Raw genomic sequence first — 16097 nt, 5'->3', positions numbered from 1 at the left:
CTATTTCTTAGCAAAATTCGGTGCTACGATCAGGTCTTTGGTTCCATGTGTCCATGAATAAAATCCTTCTCCGGATTTCACACCTTTTTTACCGGCAGTTACCATGTTTACCAACAGCGGACAAGGCGCGTATTTCGGATTTCCGAATCCTTCAAACAATACTTCCATGATTGCCAGACAAACATCCAATCCGATGAAGTCAGCCAATTGAAGCGGTCCCATCGGATGCGCCATTCCCAGCTTCATGACCGTATCAATTTCTTCTACACCTGCAACGCCTTCATGTAGAGTGATAATCGCTTCATTGATCATTGGCATCAAGATGCGGTTGGCAACAAATCCTGGGTAATCGTTTACTTCCACCGGCACTTTTTTCAGGTTGCGGGATGTTTCCATGATCAGGTTGGTTACGTCATCCGAAGTAGAATACCCGCGGATGATTTCTACCAGTTTCATTACCGGAACAGGATTCATAAAGTGCATTCCAATTACTTTATCAGGACGGGAAGTCACCGACGCGATTTTGGTGATGGAAATCGAAGAAGTATTTGTTGCTAAGATCACGTTTGGAGCAGTCAGTTGATCCAGATCCGCAAAGATTTTCAGTTTCAGATCTACGTTTTCCGTTGCTGCTTCCACCACCAGATCCACTCCTTTTACACCTTCTTCCATACTTGTAAACGTCTTCAGGTTATTCAGCGTAGCTGTTTTATCTGCTTCTGTAATACTTTCTTTCGCAACTTGTCTGTCAAGATTCTTAGTAATGGTAGCAATTCCTTTGTCCAGAGATGCCTGAGAGATATCGATCAGCGATACATTGTATCCGAATTGTGCAAATACGTGAGCAATTCCATTCCCCATTGTACCGGCACCTATCACCGCAACATTTTTCATGTGTTGATTTTTTAAATTTTAGTTCTCTGACAAAAATAATAGAAATGCAAACAATTCAAAGAAGAGTAACAAAAAAGACAGAGCAAACGCATTTAAAATTTTCACGCTGATTTCCTTAATGATTTGTATAGAAATAGCTCGCCAAGCCGCGAAGTCGCAAAGGTATTGGTTTATTCAGATTGCGTCTTTGCACCTTTGCGTCTTTGCGAGAACAGGTTAAATGCATTATTTATGCCTTCTTATCTTGCTATACGTTTAAATGAGTTCTGCGTTTACCCTAACAAAAAAGACTGCCCAGTTAAAAGCGGCAGTCTCTTTGTCGTGAATAGATAAGAAGAGGTATTATTCGATGGTGACAGTTTTAGAACGAACCGTTTCATTGATCAGGTAATAATCTCTTGAACCGATGTTTTGAAGATCGTACTTCAATCCTACTACCTGAACGATTCCCGTTCCTGCTCCTGCAGAACTTACCTCAGAAGCGCTGAATGTGTGAGAAGTTGCAGTTCCCGGTAATATTTTGATAACGTTGTTGTTCTGACCTACCAATGTGAACAAAACAGAGTCCGCATTGCTGATTTGATTGGTCACAAGTGTATAGTCAGCTGAAGTAGAAGGATTTCCGGAAGTGATTTTTCCTACCGTTGAAAATCCTTGAGTGGAAGATGCACTGAATGAAGGCCATACGTTTCCGGAACCTGTCCATGTAACATCTCCGGAAAAATCAAGTCCCGTCGGGTTGCTGGTAGTGATCTGGTATACATACGACAGGTTGCTTTGTGCTGTCAATTGATTGGAATTGACATTCACCGTCCCTGCAGATAAGAGGTTGGATCCGCCATCTTCTGAAAACAGTGCTACAGCTGTACCTACATAGGTATCCATTTCTCCGATGGGTGTAGAGGTCGTTGTAACGGTTTTCAATGCTACCAATGCTCCGAATGTTCCGTTGAATGTCGGTGTATAAGGAGCCGGTGTCGGTGCAGGAGCCGGTGTGTTGTATTCACAAGACCCGTCATCTTTGGTTGCTTCAATGTTGTAGTTCGAAGCGGTAGGATCTGTACATCCTTTCTTTTTACAGGAAATAACACCCAACATCAAAGAAGCTCCGGCAAGGATAAGAATTGATTTTTTCATCGTATTTAATTTAAGTTTTAACGTTTTATTTGCAACAAATGTATAACCGTTTAGCTAATCAGCAAATACGACAAACGACTGATTTTTAAGAAGACTTACCCAGTAATACATCCGATACACGTTCAGGGGCAATGTTTTCAATACATTTGCATGTCGTTTTTTTAGCGCAGTTCGGACAATTTTCGTCATTCACCAGGTAATGCGTATCTTTCCCGATTGCATGCCACCTGCCGGGATGAATCGGTTTTCTGCTGGAGAATAAACCAACAGCTTTTACACCTAAAAAGCCTCCGATGTGCAACGGCCCCGTTGAGCAGGCAACAATTCCCCTCGATTTACCAATCAATGTCATGAGTTGTTCCAATGTCAGTAATCCACTGGTGTCAATCACCATTTCGCTGCCCGGCAGATAACCTCTGAACGCTACTCCTTCTTTTTCAGTTCCTGTAAATGCTACTGCGATCCCTTCTTTATTCAGAAGGTTGGACAGTGCTGCGTATTTTTCCGTTGGCCATTCCAATGCACTTCCCTGTGATTTCGGATGCAGGATAACAAAATCAGGATGTTGTTCAATGAATTGCGCCACGACTTCGGGTAATTGCTGAGCGGTTGGCTGGAATAAAGCTGTTGAAGCAGCAATTTCTTCCATAGACGGGATTTCTTTCAACCCCAATGGTCGTAGCAATTCAAAGTTTAATTGGGATTCATGCTTGTCGGAACGTTTACGGGTGAAGTTGACTTTATGATTGCATGTCAGCAAATGAAAACTTCTGTGAGATGTTCCGATCCGGTGAGGAATTTTTACCTTTTTTGCCAGGTTCGCAATCTCTTTATTCGGAAAAACGTGAATAATCGCGTCTGCATTCAAGCTGCGGAATTTTGAAAGCCGCTGAACAGTTGGAAGTTCCTCAAATGCGCTCCAGTCGCAAACTTCATCGATTGCTGTATAGGCTTTTAGAATGGGTAATGTATAGTTTTTACCCAGAAAAATAATGTGGGCATTCGGATACTGCTGCTTGATCCAGTTACAGATGGGTAAAGTCAACAAAACATCTCCGATGCTGTCTGTTCGTGATATAATAATACGTTCTATATTCATGCGTTTCGCTGTAATTTCAATAGTTTCATGTACTTTCTGTAGGTAGCATAGGCACTCAGCCTGGAAATAGTGAAACCTGTTCTTCCGTCCAGAAAACCTTTCTTAATGAAAAAGCTTTTAATAAACTGGGCGGTCACTTTGGTAATAATCGTGAAATAACTTGTGGTTTTTCCTTGTTCGAATAATTCTTTTGCTGCAATGTCACCAAAGTATTCAATCTGTTTGTAGTGTTCGTCACGACTGTTGTAAGAATAATGGAGCAAATCACCTTCCAGGAATCCGGTTGCCTCTCCGCTGATCATATCCAGTCGGTCGTGTGGATTGGTTCCCATCCAACGAGCTTTGATTTTACGGACCAGCCTGACTTTTGTATCCGGGTACCATCCGCAGTATTTTACCCAATGTCCGCAATAGTTTGTCAGGCGGTTGAACCTGTATCCGTTGTACTGCGGATTACTTTTTATTTTCAGGATTGATTGCTGTAGTTCTTCTGTCAGCGCTTCATCGGCGTCCAGTGATAAAACCCAGTCAAAAGCTGCGTTTTCCAGGGCGTAATTTTTTTGCTGAATGTGTCCCTGAAATGGATGTTCAATAAACCGGGCACCAAGTTCCAGGCAGATTTCTTTTGTCCGGTCTGTTGAGAAAGAGTCAACCACAAATACTTCATCTGCAACAGGTAATAAAGAACGAATACAACGCTCAATATTGCCCTCTTCATTATAGGTGATAATTGCTGCAGTAAGTTTCATAAAGATAAAAAATGGATTACCTCACGCGGAGCTTCTGACCCAATCGTAACCGATCGATATTGATACCGGGATTCAACTGGCGCAACTGGCTGATAGATTTTCCGTGTCGCTGCGCAATTTTTCCAAAAGTATCTCCTGATTTAACGGTGTAATACTTGGCTTGCGTTGCCGTCGTATTGGGTTTGGCAACAGGAGTTGTATCTGTATTGTCTACTGCTTTTGTCGATTCGATTTTCAATCGCTGTCCCACATAAATATGGGTGGAACTCATGCCGTTCAGCGTCATGATCTTGTTGATTGTTGTACCGTATTTTGTAGCAATATTGCCCAGTGTTTCTCCCGATTGTACTTTGTGATAGAACGTATTTCCCGCCGGTGTTGCTCCCGGGGTTTCCGTTTGTGTGGAATCTGTTCCTACCAGAGGTGTTTCATCGACGACAGGTGCAACAACCGCCGGCGTACGTGATGGATTGTAAATGGATTCTTCCAGACGGTAAAGAGAATCTTCCAGACTCACCAGTTTGCCGATGTACTTGATCGGACCGTAAATGCACTGCTTCGGATTGGTTTCAGGAATGTACGACAATTTATAAGTCGGGTTCAGTGATTTGATTTCTTCTTCGCTCCAACCAACGAGTTTCGTGATGGTAGACATGTGTATTCCTTTGGACAGGCAGATCGTGTCCAGCTCAGCATAATGAATCGGTGCTTCTGCCGGAATAATATTGTGCTCAGCGTGATACGTCAGTAAATAAGCTGCGGCGATGAAGTTCGGAACGTATCCTTGTGTTTCTTTTGGTAAAAACGGCCGGACTTCCCAATACGTTGTTTTATTTCCGGAGCGACGAATCGCTTTGTTGACATTTCCGGGTCCTGCATTGTAAGCTGCCAATGCCAGGTTCCAGTCGCCGTAGATGTTGTATAATTGCTTCAGGTACCGGCAGGCTGCTTCCGTTGCTTTTTCCGGGTCCATGCGCTCATCAATGTATGAATTGTCTTTTAATCCGAACATTTTTCCCGTTCCGTACATGAACTGCCACAATCCCAATGCGCCGGCACGTGACTTCACTTGTGGGCGGAGTCCGCTTTCAATGACGCTGAGGTATTTTAATTCCAGTGGTAATCCATGCTCCGCGAGTTTTGCTTCGTACATGTCGAAATACAAGTGTGAGCGGCCAAGTACAATGCGTGCGAATCCCCTTCGTTTAGCTGCGAAAAAGCGAATAGTTGACAATGTTGTTTCATTGCATTCCAGTTTGAAAGGCGTCAGCTTATTCATTTCTTTGAGCCGTTGACAGTAGACTTCATCCGAAAATTCAACAACCTGTCCGTCTGAATAATTCAGTGCGTCAATAACAGCTTCGTACGAACTTCCTTGTTTGTCTGCATATTCGGCATAGTAGAATGCCAATGATTGCTCTACAACATTCACAAATTGGTCACTGCCAGGTACCGGTGTTCCTGTTTTGGGCTGTGCAAAACCAAGGGATGCGGTCAGAATAAACGAAACAAGAAGAACAACAAATCGCATAATCTTTTCTTAAATTAATTTTCCAGGTATGCTGCAAAATTTAACAGTCCATTCTCATCAAACGGTTTCCCGATAATCTGAATACCGAATGGAAGCCCGTTGGAATGGTTTCCGAATGGAATGGAGAGTGCCGGGTGTCCGGTCAGGTTGGCATGTACAGTGAAAATATCCTGTAAGTACATCTGAATCGGGTCTTTTACTCCACCTTGTTCAAATGCAGTGGAAGGTGTCGTTGGCAACAGGATGAAATCGTACGAACGGAAAATCTCATCTGTTTTTGTTTGCAATACCCTCCTTACTTTTTGTGCTTTTGTATAGTATGCATCATAGTAACCATGGGAAAGGACAAACGTTCCTGCCATGATTCTTCGCTTTACTTCTTTTCCGAACCCTTCACTTCTGGATTTTTTGTACGTTTCTTCTACGCCTTTTGCATCCGGACTTCTGTAACCGAAGTGTACGCCGTCAAAACGGGATAAGTTGGAAGAAGCCTCGGCTGTTGTTAATACGTAATACGCAGGAACAACATAGTCCAGGTATGGAAATGATACCAGCTCTACTTCATGTCCTTTAGACCGGAGATCAGCGATGATTGCTTCTGTTGTACTGACAACTTCCGGATCAATTCCCTTTGTTTCAAAACTTTCTTTTAATACGGCCACTTTTATCTTAGAAGGAAGTGCCCCGTCCATGTAAGCGGGAACTTCACGCGAAGAAGCCGTTGAGTCATACGCATCTTTTCCTGCCATAATTTGCAGAAGAAGTGCTGTGTCTTCCAATGAATTGGTAAACGGACCAATCTGGTCAAATGAAGATGCATAGGCAATCAGTCCGTGTCGGCTGATTCTTCCGTATGTTGGTTTTAGTCCGTATGTTCCCGTAAAAGATGCCGGTTGTCTGATTGATCCTCCGGTATCACTTCCCAATGAAGCAGTACATAAACCGGCGGCAACTGCTGCTGCAGAACCTCCGGATGAGCCTCCGGCCACTTTTGATGGATCAAGTGGGTTTTTAACAGTGCCAAAAGCAGATGTTTCATTGGAACTTCCCATCGCGAATTCATCGCAATTCAGTCGCCCTATGATAACTGCACCTTCATCGATCAGCCGTTGCACAGCTGTTCCCGTAAACAGGGATTCAAATCCGTGAAGGATGTTTGATGATGCACTTACTTTGTGTCCTTTGTAGCACAGGTTGTCTTTTATTCCGATAACAACCCCGGCTAATCTACCGGCAGTACCCGATTTTATTTTTTCGTCAACTTGCTGAGCTTGCTCCAAAACAGATTCGGTGAACACTTCCAGAAAAGCATTCAGTTCTTTTTGTTTCTCTATTTCTGTCAGATAATCCTGTACGATAGACACAACAGTCTTTCCGGCAGAAAGCTGCGCTTTTACCTCACCAATTGTACGATACATATTTTAGACGGAAATTATTTTTTCTCCTCTGCTTTTTCTCCTTCTCCTTTGGAGGCATCCTTAAATTCTTTGATACCTTTCCCTAATCCTTTCATCAATTCAGGAATTTTTTTCCCTCCGAAAAGCAATAAAACAACCGCTAAAATCAACAATATTTCGGTTACACCAAATTTCCCCATCTCTTAAATTTTTAAATGCAAAATGCAAATGTAATGAAAATTACAGCATCAATCCTATTCTATGGTGATCAAGAATCAGATAAAATTTGATTTTTTAACAAAAAGAAGTTGAAAATGATGGTTCATCACCAGTCTTCAAGGAAATCGGAAATGTCTCTTCTGTCTTTTTTTGAAGGTTTTCCGCTGCCGAATTCCCGGTATGAACTTTGGGCGAGTTGATATGCTTTGTACTTTTCTATCTCAACAGGATCTGTGATGTCTTCCAGGTAATCTGTGACCAGTTTTGCACCGACTCTGTTGGGGAGTAACTGCACGATTTTATAGGAAAATGTGGCAGTATTTTTCTGAATGGAAATGATGTCTCCCGGCTTGACTTCCCTGGATGGTTTGATCAGTTCTCCGTTTAACTTTACTTTTCCCTTTGAAATTAACTCCGTTGCGATTGAACGCGTTTTAGAAAGCCGTACACACCAGAGGTATTTGTCAATTCTCGAGCTCATTTCTCAATTTTTTTGGCAGAGATGCATAAACAAGATCGTACGAATGATCAATTAACTCAATTACGAGTGAACGATTGATACTTCCATCCAGTGAAACCGTATTCCAATGTTTTTTACTCATGTGGTATCCCGGGATGATGCCATCGTATTGCTCTCGCAACTCTTCCGCACGTTCCGGATCGCATTTCAGGTTGATGCTTCTTGCTTCATCGATGTCAATGAGTGCATACATTTTACCAAATACTTTGAAAACAAGCGTTGTTGCATCAAACGGAAATGTTTCCTCCGTTCCTTTTTTTGAAAGACAATAATCACGGATTTCTTCCAGGTACATGCGATCAATTAATGATGAATCCCCGGAGCATTGTCATACTTGCCCAGATTTTTAAGCAATTTCGTATGATCTTTTATCGCACCGAAGAACGTTGCATAACTATAATACGGAAGGTTGTACTCAATTGCCGTCTGCTTCACAATCTTGGAGATATCTTTGTAGTGAACGTGGCAAATATTCGGAAACAAGTGGTGTTCTACCTGGAAGTTCAATCCACCGACGTACCACGACAGAATGCGCGCTTTCGGAGCAAAATTAGCTGTATTGTACAATTGATTCACCGCCCAGTCTGCATGGATGTCTCCCGATTCATTCGGTGTTGGAAAGTTGGAAGACGGAACCACATGCGCGGATTGAAAAATAACGGACAATACAAAACCTGCGATGAATTGCATCAGGAAAAATCCGATCAATGAAATGTACCACGCGGATGGTGCTACCCAGATTGGCAGTGCAATCATCAGGAATGCGTACAGTAATTTTGTGAAAACAATAATAGAAAGTGCTCTCCGGAAACTGATGTTTTGCGTTGCCAGTAATCCCATTTTCTTGTAACGGCTGATTTGCTGGTAATCTTTTCTGAAAAACCAGTTAATCGTCAGTAATCCGTATAAAAACCAGGCATACACGTGCTGATAACGGTGTGCTTTCAATCGTTTTTGATTGGGAGAGAAGCGCATTAGTCCGTCAACGTCGATGTCTTCATCCATGCCGTCTACATTGGTGTAAGTGTGATGCAATACATTGTGTTGGATTCTCCAGTTCAAATCACTTCCGCCGACCATATTTGCCAGATACCCCAACGATTTATTGATAAAACCATACTTTGAGTAAGAACCGTGATTGGCGTCGTGCATTACCGATAACCCGATTCCCGCCATTCCGAAACCTGCAACAGCCCATAGCAAAAGTGCAAACCAGGCTTGTTCAGCAATTGTCAGGATTAAAACATAAGGAACAATATACAACGCAACCATGAAGATCGTTTTTACGACCATGTTGGTATTTCCAAATTTTGATAACTGATTGGTCTTGAAATAAGTATTGACTCTTTTTTTTAATTCTTTATAAAATTCTACATTGTGATCCTGAGAGAATTTAATTGAGCGTATATTCATTTTCTGATGATAAAAAGTGGTGCAAGTTAGTTATTTTTTGGCAGATCTGCTTTAAAGAAAACGTTAAAGTTTCTATAATAGATTTTTCAGGACATTTTTCTTTTCATACTTTTGCACCATGAAAAAAATACGGTTGGCAATTTTTGCTTCGGGAACAGGTAGTAATGCGCTGAATATCATTCAGTACTTCAAAACGTCTGATGTGGTAGAGATCGGTTTCGTGTTGTCGAATAAGCAAGATGCAAAAATTGTTAACGCTGCCCGTGAACAAGGAGTAGAAGTGGTAGTTGTCTCCAACCAGGAGGTAGAAGCGGCCGGAAAACTGGTTGATTTGTGCCGGGAAAATGCGATCGATTACATTATTCTGGCAGGTTTTCTGAGAAAAATTCCGGAACAGCTGATTGGTTTGTATCCTGACCGGATCATTAATATCCATCCTTCCCTGCTTCCGAAATACGGAGGGAAAGGAATGTATGGAGCGAATGTACACAAAGCCGTATTGGAAAACAAAGAAAAAGTATCCGGTATTACCATTCACTTTGTGAATACAGAGTTTGACAAAGGAGAAATCATTGCCCAGTTTCAATGTGTTGTCGACGAAGGGGAAACGCTGGAGTCGCTGCAGCATAAGATTCACCTGCTGGAACATGCCAATTTTCCTAATGTAATTAAAAATACAATTGTATCATGACAGAATTTTTCAGCGGATTTAGCTGGTCTCAGATTTTGAAAACAACCATGGTTTTGTTTGCCGTGATTGATATCCTCGGATCCATTCCGTTAATCATTAAACTCAAAGAAAAAACAGGTGACATCAGTCCGTTGAGAACAAGTTTGGTTTCCCTGGGGATTATGATCTGTTTTTTGATTCTGGGAGAATCCATCCTGAATATCTTTGGGGTAGATATCCGTTCCTTTGCTGTGGCGGGATCGTTGATAATCTTCGCCCTGGCCCTGGAAATGATCATGGGATGGCATTTGTTCCGGGATGAAGTCTCCGGAAAAGTAGCCAGTATCATTCCCCTTGCGTTTCCGATTATTGCCGGAGCGGGTACAATGACTTCGATTATTTCACTAAAAGCTGAGTTTTCTGAAGTGAATATTGTGATGGGAATCATCATTAACATCATTTTCATCTACATTGTACTGCGTTTGACCAAAAAAATAGAATCATTACTGGGAGAAGGAGGAATTGCAATTGTTAAAAAAGTATTCGGAATTATCCTGCTGGCAATCGCCGTCAAATTATTTTCCTCCAATATTTCCGCGCTTTTCTCAGTATAATAGCTACTAAACGATTTATTTCCTGTTGCTTGATTTTGTAATTAATTGATAACATCAATCAAACATTGTGTTATTATTTTAATGAAATTGTTAGATTTGCGCTACACAATTTATAAGTCAACCATGGATTCTATAGGTAAAATAACCGAGGATATCATCAATCGTAGCCCATTTTTAAGGGAATCTATGACTGAAGGCCTCATCAATGTTTCTGCATTAGCCAGAAAAATTCAACCCGAAATTGAAGAAGTAACGGGAAAAGAAGTAAAAGAAGGAGCGATTGTTATGGCGATCAAACGCATGTCTCCCGGATTGTACCACAAACTCAATGTGAAAATTAAAAATGTATTGGGTGAATTGGGCGACTTTCTGGTGAGAAGTAACTTGTCCGACTTCACGTATCAAAACTCAGATACATTGGGATTAAAACAGTCAGAACTGATTCGTTTGCTGGATGCAGAATCTGACGGGTTTTTCGCGTTGTGCAAAGGTGTTACTGAAACAACAATCATTACCAGTGATAAACACAAAGCAACCATCGAACGCTTGTTTCAAAGTGAGAAATTAATTTCCACTACTCAAAATCTGGCTTCGGTGACAGTAAAACTGCCGCACATCAATGTGGAAATCTACGGAATTTATTATTACATCCTCAAGCAGCTCGCCTGGGAAGGGATTAATATCATTGAGGTCATTTCTACCGCGAATGAATTTACGGTATTGGTAGACCAAAATGACGTGGATAAGGCATTTAAAATTTTAATGCAGCTGAAAAGAGGATTTTAATTCACTGAGAATGTCAAAAATGGAGGGTCCATCCTCTGTTGGAAAGTACGGAGTAGGTTGTCACCAATTCCAATGCGTTTGGAAAAATTGCATGACTATCGGCCAGGTATAAGTGATGTTTATCGATAACGGGATGCAGGTTCAACGGGAAACGGATTTCGGGTTCTGTTGTCTGCTGTTCCAGTCTGCGAAGCCATTTCTGAAGCAATTGGATGGATTCATTCTGGCTCCATTGCAAAGCAGAGGATTCAACAGAACAGATGAAATCAATCGTTTCGGATGCCCTGGAAAGTAATACATTCAGTCTGTTGCTTCCGGAATGTGTGTTGAGCGGACCGAAACGCAGGTGAAAGTTACCATCTTCATCGGGTGCATATCCCAGGCTGATAATGAGGTGTTCACATTCATCTCCCTGGACTTTTTCCAACGGCTTAATAAAACAGGTATTCTGATCGATCCGGTTTTGAATTTCCGTAGCCAATTCCGGTGGAATCAGTTTCCGGATTGTATCTGCCTGTTCCTGAGAAAATGCGACAATTCCAATCGTTTTTCCGGAGGTCAACCGTTGTTGAATCAGTTCAACTGCTTTTTTTGCTTCTGCATGATTTTTTCTGTCAATGTATTTCCCTGTGCTGCAAAAATGCCGGGTAATGCAGTCCTGGTTTACAGGAAAAGAAGGATAAACAACCAGCTGATTGTCGTAAAAATGTTCATTGGAGAACGCGATAAGCCGGGGATGACGACTTCTGTAATGGTGTGTAAGGGTAATCTTCGGATAGTAAAATCCTGCATGGTGCAAGACACTTGTAACGTCGGTTGATCCTGCCCTGAAATAAGCTGTTGGATTCATTTGTTGTTCATCACCGGCAATAATCACTCGCTTGCTGCGATGAATGGCCCCTGCTCCGTTTTGAACCGGAATCTGACTCGCTTCATCCATGATGCATACATCGAATAATTCGTTGTGAAGCGGAAAGGTCTTTGCCAATTGAGTAGGGTTGGTCAGCCATGCGGGTTTTAACAGGCGAATCCACCATGCGGCTTCCGAATGCATTAACTCCCGCATCGTCGGGTGTTGCCGGGTTTTGGAAAATTCCCTGACCAGGATAGACTTTCCTTTCTTTAATTGCTGACGTATTTTTTTCTGTTCGTCCGATAGCTTCGCAGGTGGGGTTGTAATGAGTTGATTGTATCCGTCAAAAGTCGCTTTTATACGATTTAAAATCTGTTCTGCGGTCAGAAAATGTTCCTTTTGCATCGCAGCAATCAGCGATAGCACTTTTTCTTTCAGCATAGCGGGTTCAAAAGCAGACAAAGCAGGATACCGCGATTGAAAAATGGTGAAATGTGTCCCGGATACGCTTCTTTTGTACATTTCCAATGAATGGCAAACAGAAAGCGTATCTAAAATTGACTGATTCATTTCCGCCAGGTCTTTTTCCAGGAGAACGAATTGCGGGAGGGATTGTAACAGTGCATTTAACTGTTCTGCAACAGGAATTCCGGGCTGTAACCTGTAATTGATGTTCAGATCGTCTTTTAACTGGTTAATCTGCGTGTGTAGCTTATTGAATAGCTGCCGTTGCTCAGGTGAAAACGAATGGTAAATTTCCCATTTTTCAGTTGAAAAAAGATGCAGACCGGCCTTTAGAACATCGAGATCAGCAATGTCTGTAATTCCCAGCCGGGCCAATTTTTCTTCTACCAGCAGTTGTTCTTTTTTATACGTTTGATACTCCAATAACCGTTGAATAGATGTGGTAGCTGCCTTTGCAGGTAATTGATTCACCTGTGACCACCGTTTTTTGAAGCGCAGACGCCTCAACAGAGAAGCATGCTGACTGACTTCCAGCAGGTGATTCAATTCCAGTTCCGAAGGAATGATTTTCCAATCGGATTGACTTTCTGAATGATATTCTACCTGTTTTTGTAACCGTTTATATTCCTGGTGTAACTTTAAAAATTGTTTCCGGGCTTTCGATGCGGGATCAATGATTGCTGCGTATTTCTTGGCCAGCTCGTTTTGAAACAATTGATAAACGACGGAATAATAATGCAGCTGATCGAAATCGTTTGGTGTCACTCCCGGAAGCAGTTGCTCAAGTTGCGCTACGCGTTCGCTCGTTTGACGGATCGTAGTGGCCAGACGGGCAAGATTTCCTTCCCTGAATCTTGAAAAGGGGAGCAGGGAACAGGCCATGGCAATTTGTTTTGCATAGAGTTGTTCCACGATTGGAAGCGTTTTCGCATAATCGTCCAGCAGGGGAGGATTGGGTAGAAAAATAGTATCCGGATGTTCTTGCAGGTTGGCTTCTTGTTTCAGCGCATTAAAGGTTGAAAAAGAAACGCCGCCAATTAATTGTGGTTGGTTCAGTAGATCCAGTATAAACTGAAGATTATCTTCCTGTTCTTTTCTGGTAGAGATCTCAACAGTTTTAGTTGGCGTATAATGGTCGAGAAATTCCCAGGTAGCTTTTAGATCCCGAAGAAAATCGCGGACAGGTAAATCATCCGTCGCAACGATTGAAAAGTGCCCCAGGCCACATGACCGGAGACGTTTGTCAACTACTTCCAAGGCTGCTCTTTTTTCAGAGATAAACACCAGTGAATGCCCGGAAAGTACTAATTTCCCGATCAGATTGGTCATTAACTGCGATTTTCCTGTTCCGGGCGGGCCCTGTACCACACAATTTTCGGTGGCCACCTGTTCGAAAACGCGTTGGTGATCCGTATCATACGGCAATAATGCTCCGTCTGAAAGCGAGAGGTGGTGGTGTTTCGTCCGTTCTCCCGATAAGAATTGTTTTAATGAAGGAGAAAGGAGCGGCGAATCCACCAGGTCATGTAATTCTTTCAGTAAGACATACCGGTGATGGTGAAAATTCCCAACGGCTTTAAAGGTCGGATCAATGGTTTCAAACCCGGCTTGCTGGAGCTGTTTGATGACAGTTTCAAGCGCATCAATATCAAGTTCAATGGAATAAATTTCTGCCATTTTTTTTGCCAGGAACGGATTGACAAAACCAGTTTCTTCGTCGGGGATCAAAGTCACCTGTTGCCGGACTTTATCGATCTTAAAGAAGCAGGGTGTAATCCAGATCGGGGTTTGAACGGGTTGGTTGTTCCACTCCCAACTCAATAATCCGGTAGCAACAGAAAAAGGATTTATACCGCTTTCTTTGATTGAATTTTGCGAAACAGAAAGAATTTTTGTGATTTGCTCCAGTGGGATGATTTCGGAATAGGAGATCGTTTTGTGATCATTGATGGTGACCAGCAAGTCGTTTTTACTGAATTCGCTTTGTTGCAAAATCCAGTCATTTAACACGTGATGCCCTTCCGGTTTCATAGGGACTAAGATAGTGGTTTTTTAGTTCCCCGTACGCACGAAGATTTTATCAATATTTGCGTTTCAATCAGAAAGAAAGAAAGTTAAATTGTCAGTTCTCCGGCGATTGATTCTTGCAGTCGGAGCTTGAGTTCGGAAGCAGATAAATTACATCCCAGCAGGTACATTAATTTTGTCATTGCTGCTTCTGTTGTCATGTCGGCACCTGAAATCACACCTGCTTTATGGAAGAAACTGCTCGTTTCATATTTTCCCTGCTCCACTTTCCCTGAACTACACTGCGTGATATTGAGGACAACGCCCCCGCCTTGAATAAATTGAGACAGCAATTGTTGAAATACAGGGTCACTTGGTGCATTTCCGGATCCGTAGGTTTCCAATACAAGCGCTTTTACCTGTGTATAATCGAATAATTGCCGGTAGTAATTGATATTGATTCCGGGATATAATTTTAACAGCGCGACTTCATTCACAAAATTCGGGTGAAATTCCAGGTGGGATTTGGAGGTTCTGTACAAATCATCGTTGTTGTAATCGATGTCCACACCGGCAACTGCCAAACGCGGGAAATTAGGAGATTTGAACGCTTCAAATTGATTAGCGGAAACTTTCGAACTTCTGTTACCTCTGTACAGGGAATACTCAAAGTAAACAGCTACTTCCCGAATCAATGACTGATTATTCAGATCTTTCGCAGCTGCTATTTCGATGGCTGTGATGAGGTTTTCTTTCCCGTCGGTGCGGATGGTTCCGATGGGCAATTGAGAACCTGTTAAAACCACCGGTTTGGTTAATCCCTGCAACATAAAACTCAATGCAGACGCTGTATAGGCCATGGTGTCTGAGCCGTGAAGAACAACAAACCCATCGTACCGATCGTAGTTCTCAACAATTAATTCACCGATCCGTACCCAGTTTTCAATCTTAATCTCAGAAGAATCAATGGGATGTTCAAAACTTTCTGCGGTTAGCTGGACATTGAGCCGTTGCAATTCCGGAACATGTGTATAGATGTGATCGAAGTCAAATGCCTTCAATTCGCCCGTGTGTATATCGTTCACCATCCCGATGGTTCCACCGGTATAGATCATCAGTACAGTTGGTTTGTTACTCATGTCTGTAGAGTTTTAATCGTTGTTTGTATTGCCTGTTTATGTTTTTCTGCTCTTTGATGATTTGCAACACGTCCTCTAATTTGAGAGTGGATGTGTTTGAAGGAATAAGAGCAGGTGTCCCCGTAAACTTACTGTTTAATTTCATTAAAAAGCGACTTGCCCGATTTACCTGGTCAAAAATTTCTGTTTCATCTTTCAGGTATATAGCAATCATTTTTTGCTTCTGCAGTGTGATGATTTTTATGCCTTTAATATTCGCCCAATAAACCAGGTAACCACTGCCAACATGTGAGTAATTGGTGATTCCGCTTTTGTCTATTTTCAGTGCGGGTTTAGATTGAATCATTTGATATATGATCAGTAAACCTACCAATCCGAACAAAAGAATCCCGATCGTTCCGTAAAATTGTACTGATTCAACAGAATATCTTGAACTGCTGACATCCCTGACAATCATGATGTAACCAAGAATGACAAAGCACAAACAGCCGAATAGAAGCAAGAGTTGTTTCCATCGACTTTTCCTGATGACAATTTCATCCATTGTGAGGGAGAAATTACCTCCCCCTTCGGAGGGGGACAGAGGGGGAGGAATGGTCATTTT

16 protein-coding genes are annotated in these 16097 nt (G+C 42.1%); 3 read left to right on the top strand and 13 right to left on the bottom strand.

The genetic code is table 11. The annotated features are described in order from the left end of the window. From H9Y05_RS02215 to H9Y05_RS02170, 10 genes are all read right to left on the bottom strand, one after another. Nucleotides 1-894, bottom strand: coding sequence for a 3-hydroxybutyryl-CoA dehydrogenase (locus H9Y05_RS02215; RefSeq protein ID WP_163490474.1), 894 nt, complete (start codon nt 892-894; stop codon nt 1-3). Nucleotides 895-1236: 342 nt separating this feature from the next. Next, complete coding sequence (locus H9Y05_RS02210; RefSeq protein WP_163490473.1) at nt 1237-2031, bottom strand: hypothetical protein; 795 nt, start codon at nt 2029-2031, stop codon at nt 1237-1239. A gap of 85 nt (nt 2032-2116) precedes the next feature. Then, a complete protein-coding gene (locus H9Y05_RS02205; RefSeq protein ID WP_216713376.1) occupies nt 2117-3130 on the bottom strand; it encodes a glycosyltransferase family 9 protein in 1014 nt (337 codons plus the stop codon). Then, nucleotides 3127-3879, bottom strand: coding sequence for a glycosyltransferase family 2 protein (locus tag H9Y05_RS02200; RefSeq protein ID WP_216713375.1), 753 nt, complete (start codon nt 3877-3879; stop codon nt 3127-3129). The genes H9Y05_RS02205 and H9Y05_RS02200 overlap by 4 nt, the downstream gene beginning before the upstream one ends. A 16-nt stretch (nt 3880-3895) precedes the next feature. Then, nucleotides 3896-5410 carry a lytic transglycosylase domain-containing protein gene (locus tag H9Y05_RS02195; protein ID WP_216713374.1) on the bottom strand — a complete coding sequence of 505 codons (1515 nt, stop codon included), beginning with the start codon at nt 5408-5410 and terminating at the stop codon, nt 3896-3898. Between the two features lie 14 nt (nt 5411-5424). Further along, the gene (gene gatA, locus H9Y05_RS02190) at nt 5425-6828 is read right to left on the bottom strand and encodes an Asp-tRNA(Asn)/Glu-tRNA(Gln) amidotransferase subunit GatA (protein WP_163490469.1); all 1404 of its coding nucleotides are present in this window, start codon (nt 6826-6828) and stop codon (nt 5425-5427) included. Nucleotides 6829-6842: 14 nt separating this feature from the next. Then, a complete protein-coding gene (gene tatA / locus H9Y05_RS02185; RefSeq protein WP_216713373.1) occupies nt 6843-7007 on the bottom strand; it encodes a twin-arginine translocase TatA/TatE family subunit in 165 nt (54 codons plus the stop codon). Nucleotides 7008-7132: 125 nt separating this feature from the next. Then, entirely contained in the window at nt 7133-7507 is a 375-nt protein-coding gene (locus H9Y05_RS02180; RefSeq protein WP_163490467.1) for an RNA-binding S4 domain-containing protein, read from the bottom strand. Then, a complete protein-coding gene (locus tag H9Y05_RS02175) occupies nt 7491-7841 on the bottom strand; it encodes an MmcQ/YjbR family DNA-binding protein (RefSeq protein WP_163490466.1) in 351 nt (116 codons plus the stop codon). Before H9Y05_RS02175 ends, H9Y05_RS02180 begins: the two co-directional genes overlap by 17 nt. A gap of 8 nt (nt 7842-7849) precedes the next feature. Then, nucleotides 7850-8959, bottom strand: a complete 1110-nt coding sequence (locus H9Y05_RS02170; RefSeq protein ID WP_163490465.1) for a fatty acid desaturase family protein — start codon at nt 8957-8959, stop codon at nt 7850-7852. Nucleotides 8960-9077: 118 nt separating this feature from the next. Here H9Y05_RS02170 and purN point away from each other — a divergent pair, with 118 nt between their 5' ends. The 3 genes from purN to H9Y05_RS02155 all read left to right on the top strand — a co-directional run bounded on the left by purN (nt 9078) and on the right by H9Y05_RS02155 (nt 11029). After that, on the top strand, nt 9078-9650 hold the full coding sequence (purN, locus tag H9Y05_RS02165) for a phosphoribosylglycinamide formyltransferase (protein ID WP_216713372.1): 573 nt from the start codon (nt 9078-9080) through the stop codon (nt 9648-9650). Further along, nucleotides 9647-10243: a MarC family protein gene (locus H9Y05_RS02160; protein ID WP_163490463.1), complete on the top strand. Its 597-nt coding sequence runs from the start codon at nt 9647-9649 to the stop codon at nt 10241-10243. The genes purN and H9Y05_RS02160 overlap by 4 nt, the downstream gene beginning before the upstream one ends. A 186-nt stretch (nt 10244-10429) precedes the next feature. Next, complete coding sequence (locus H9Y05_RS02155; protein WP_235992067.1) at nt 10430-11029, top strand: ACT domain-containing protein; 600 nt, start codon at nt 10430-10432, stop codon at nt 11027-11029. 13 nt (nt 11030-11042) lie between these two features. On the opposite strand, the gene H9Y05_RS02150 is transcribed toward H9Y05_RS02155, so the two are convergent. The 3 genes from H9Y05_RS02150 to H9Y05_RS02140 all read right to left on the bottom strand — a co-directional run bounded on the left by H9Y05_RS02150 (nt 11043) and on the right by H9Y05_RS02140 (nt 16094). Then, nucleotides 11043-14378: a DEAD/DEAH box helicase gene (locus tag H9Y05_RS02150; RefSeq protein WP_216713371.1), complete on the bottom strand. Its 3336-nt coding sequence runs from the start codon at nt 14376-14378 to the stop codon at nt 11043-11045. Between the two features lie 83 nt (nt 14379-14461). Further along, nucleotides 14462-15493, bottom strand: a complete 1032-nt coding sequence (locus H9Y05_RS02145) for an asparaginase (RefSeq protein ID WP_163490460.1) — start codon at nt 15491-15493, stop codon at nt 14462-14464. Next, nucleotides 15486-16094, bottom strand: a complete 609-nt coding sequence (locus tag H9Y05_RS02140) for an STM3941 family protein (RefSeq protein ID WP_216713370.1) — start codon at nt 16092-16094, stop codon at nt 15486-15488. Before H9Y05_RS02140 ends, H9Y05_RS02145 begins: the two co-directional genes overlap by 8 nt. Nucleotides 16095-16097 lie beyond the last annotated feature (3 nt).

The sequence above is a fragment of the Taishania pollutisoli genome (genome assembly GCF_014518315.1).
Taxonomy (GTDB): Bacteria; Bacteroidota; Bacteroidia; order Flavobacteriales_D; family Crocinitomicaceae; genus Taishania; species Taishania pollutisoli.
Note: the sequence above shows the minus strand (reverse complement) of the source record. Positions and strands in the feature narration are given on the sequence as shown.